The organism is Pseudomonadota bacterium, from assembly GCA_018242545.1.
Lineage (GTDB): Bacteria > Pseudomonadota > Alphaproteobacteria > 16-39-46 > 16-39-46 > 16-39-46.
Genome location: JAFEBT010000102.1, coordinates 1 through 2,929, shown reverse-complemented (window position 1 = coordinate 2,929; position 2,929 = coordinate 1). Strand labels below are relative to the sequence as shown.

The 2,929-nt window shown below is 29.8% G+C and carries 3 protein-coding genes; all 3 read left to right on the top strand.

What is annotated here, in order from left to right; translation table 11 throughout:
• Positions 1–377: 377 nt before the first annotated feature.
• The 3 genes from JSS34_08650 (at position 378) to JSS34_08640 (ending at position 2,897) form a co-directional block, all read left to right on the top strand.
• Positions 378–830, top strand: coding sequence for a DDE-type integrase/transposase/recombinase (locus JSS34_08650; protein MBS0186366.1), 453 nt, complete (start codon positions 378–380; stop codon positions 828–830).
• 343 nt (positions 831–1,173) lie between these two features.
• On the top strand, positions 1,174–2,193 hold the full coding sequence (sbnB, locus tag JSS34_08645; protein ID MBS0186365.1) for a 2,3-diaminopropionate biosynthesis protein SbnB: 1,020 nt from the start codon (positions 1,174–1,176) through the stop codon (positions 2,191–2,193).
• Between the two features lie 149 nt (positions 2,194–2,342).
• Positions 2,343–2,897 carry an aminotransferase class IV gene (locus JSS34_08640; GenBank protein MBS0186364.1) on the top strand — a complete coding sequence of 185 codons (555 nt, stop codon included), beginning with the start codon at positions 2,343–2,345 and terminating at the stop codon, positions 2,895–2,897.
• Positions 2,898–2,929: the final 32 nt, after the last annotated feature.

The window sequence follows — 2,929 nt, the reverse complement described above, 5'->3', positions numbered from 1 at the left end:
AGTAAAGAAAAGTCCAACAGTTTTTTTAAGATTGTTCGGAGTAACCCCTCATCAAAATGAAGTTATACCCAAAAGTTAGTTTTTTAAATTTTATAAAAGACTTTAAAAATAAATCCCAAAATAAAACAGAGGAATATAGACAACACATTTTTTATCAGTCTAAGGACTTTAATAATAAAAAAAGAGAAGAGTTTCTTCAAAAAAGAAATTCAAATAAGCTTTTTTTAAAAAATAAAATTTTACATTTTATCAAAAACGATAGTTTTAGAATTGATTCAGGGAATCCTTGCTTAATAGAAAAACAACTTCCTGGTTTGAAAAAAAGAAAACAAAGAAAGAAAACTTATATAGAGCCCAGATTTCCAGGATATTTAGGGGTGCAAGATACCTCTTTCGTAGGAATTTTTAAAGATATTGGGCATGTCTATCAACAAACATTTATGGATACTTATGCACGCGTTGTTCTTATAAAACTTTATACGGAAAAAACAGCTGCTACTGCTGCAGATTTTCTAACTGGTTGCATTCTTTTTTTCTTTGAGGAGCAAGGAATTCCACTTTTACGGCTTCTAACAGATCATGACACGGCGTATTCCGGACAAGGTGGAAATCATATCTTTCAGTTATACATCGCTCTTGCAAATATTGATCATTATATAACAAAAGATTCTGATCTGCAGGTTAGTAAAATTTTTAAAAGTTTTTATAAAACTTTAAAAACCGAATTTTATGGTATTGCTTTAAAAGAGAAAAAATTTTCTTCTTTAGAAGAGCTTCAGAAAGATCTTGATCTGTGGCTTTTTGCGTATAATGAAGTATGGCCTAATTAAGGGAAAGTTTTGTTATGGAAAAACTCCTATGCAAACTTTTTTGGAGGCAAACATAGGATTCTTAGAAAAGAAATTCCTTCTGATACTATTATAAAGCCATATAACAATAATATATCTCTTCACAACGATATGTCTTCATCAACGTCTTTTATTGTTCTGGAATAAATTTTCATAAAGATATGATTCTTAAAATTAATTATATATTTTCATAGTTGACATCAAAATATTTTTGATTGTGTATATTTAATATTATGAATCTTAAAAGAAAAGTAGACCATCTAGAATAGTAAATAATAATTTTCGAGCCATAAACATAGAAAATATCTCAAGAAAGAAGTAAAAAATGAAACCTATTTTTTCGATTATTACAGAAAGTCAAGTAAGAAATGTAGCATTCAATAATCATGAAAGCATCTATGCCTTAATAAAAAAAGCTTATAGAAGTCATTATAAGAAAGAAACAGTTAATCCTCCAAGTTATTTTTTAAGATATCCAGATAAACCAAATTCAAGAATAATAGCTTTACCTGCCTCCATAACATACAACCCAAGGATCGGCGGAATAAAATGGATTGCGAGCAATCCAGACAATATAAAAAAAGGATTAAACAGAGCCTCAGCTGTTATCATTTTAAATGATTATGAGACTGGATATCCTTTTTCTTGTATTGAAGGAAGTTTAATTAGTACCATAAGAACAGCGTATTCAGCGGTTGTTGCGGCTGATAAGCTCATGATAAATAAAAATATAAATGTCGTAGGCATATTAGGGACAGGAAAAATAGCTTTCAATATTCTGAGGTACTTGTGTTTACAAAATTACAATATAGATAGTATTATATTGCACGATTTATTAGAAGAAAGAGTAGAAAAATTTATATGGTTGCTTAAGGAAAATAATATAAAATTCTCAGGAAAAATACTTATTAAAAATAGGAAAGAAGATCTTGTAAACGAGTCTAATTTATTAATACTAATCACAACAACAAACAAACCTTACATTGATGATTTGTACAAAATTAAAAATGATGCAATTATATTGCATATATCTCTCAGGGACATCATGCAGGAGGTTCTAGTAAAATGTAATAATATTGTAGATGATATAGACCATGTAAGGAATGCAAGCACGAAACAAGCAAATACAAGTCCTCATCTTGCACTGCAAAAATATGTAAATATAGATTTTATAAATGGAACCATAGGACAGTTAATTGCAAATGAAATTACGATAGATCGAAAAAAAACAACTATAGTATCTCCTATGGGGTTGGGAATATTAAATATTGCCTTAGCAAATTTTATATATAGGGAGACAGAAAAGAATCACGACTTTATCAAAATTAAGGATTTTTTTGAATGAATCATAGGAGCTTTTATTTTTCTCTCCTTTCTAAGTGAAATAAAATCTCTAAAAGAGAGCTGTTAATAAAGAAAAATATTGGTCAGATAAAAAGATTTAAGATGAGATTTAATAATGGTTAATCAAAAGAAAATTATGGAGACTCATAAATGAATAAGGCAACATACCCTTTTTTAATTAATGGAAAAATTATAGAGTGCTCTAAAGCAATACTTCCTTTGAATTCGGTAACATTCAAATATGCTGCTTCTGTATTTGAAGGGATAAGGGGTTATTGGAGAGAAGATGAAAATTCTATGGCAATTTTTGCATTAGAAGAACATTTAGAGAGACTTTTCCAATCCATTAAACTCATGCGTATGGACTATGATTTTACAAAAGATCAACTGAAAGATTGGATATGGAACTTAATTGATCATAATCAGTTTAAAGAAGATATCTACATTAGATGTGCTTGCTCTATTTCTGGGCCTGGTGCAATCAATACCCGTGGCCCAACGATGCTTTCTGTACACGCTTTTCCCTACGCCAGAAAATTAAAAAACACTGAGGAGGGTATTCATGTTTGTGTAAGCAGTTGGCAACGTATTTCAGATATTGCGATGCCTGCTCGCATTAAATGCATTTCTAATTATCAAAATGGGAGGCTTGCAACCTTGCAAGCAGAAGAAGATGGATATGATCTCACTACCCGTCACTTTTAATAAAAGATTGAAAAGTAAGGAAAAATAGAACA

Excerpts from the sequence above, each read along its gene's own strand:
- sbnB (MBS0186365.1), top strand. The coding sequence starts at position 1,174 with ATGAAACCTATTTTTTCGATTATTACAGAAAGTCAAGTAAGAAATGTA.
- JSS34_08640 (MBS0186364.1), top strand. The coding sequence starts at position 2,343 with ATGAATAAGGCAACATACCCTTTTTTAATTAATGGAAAAATTATAGAG.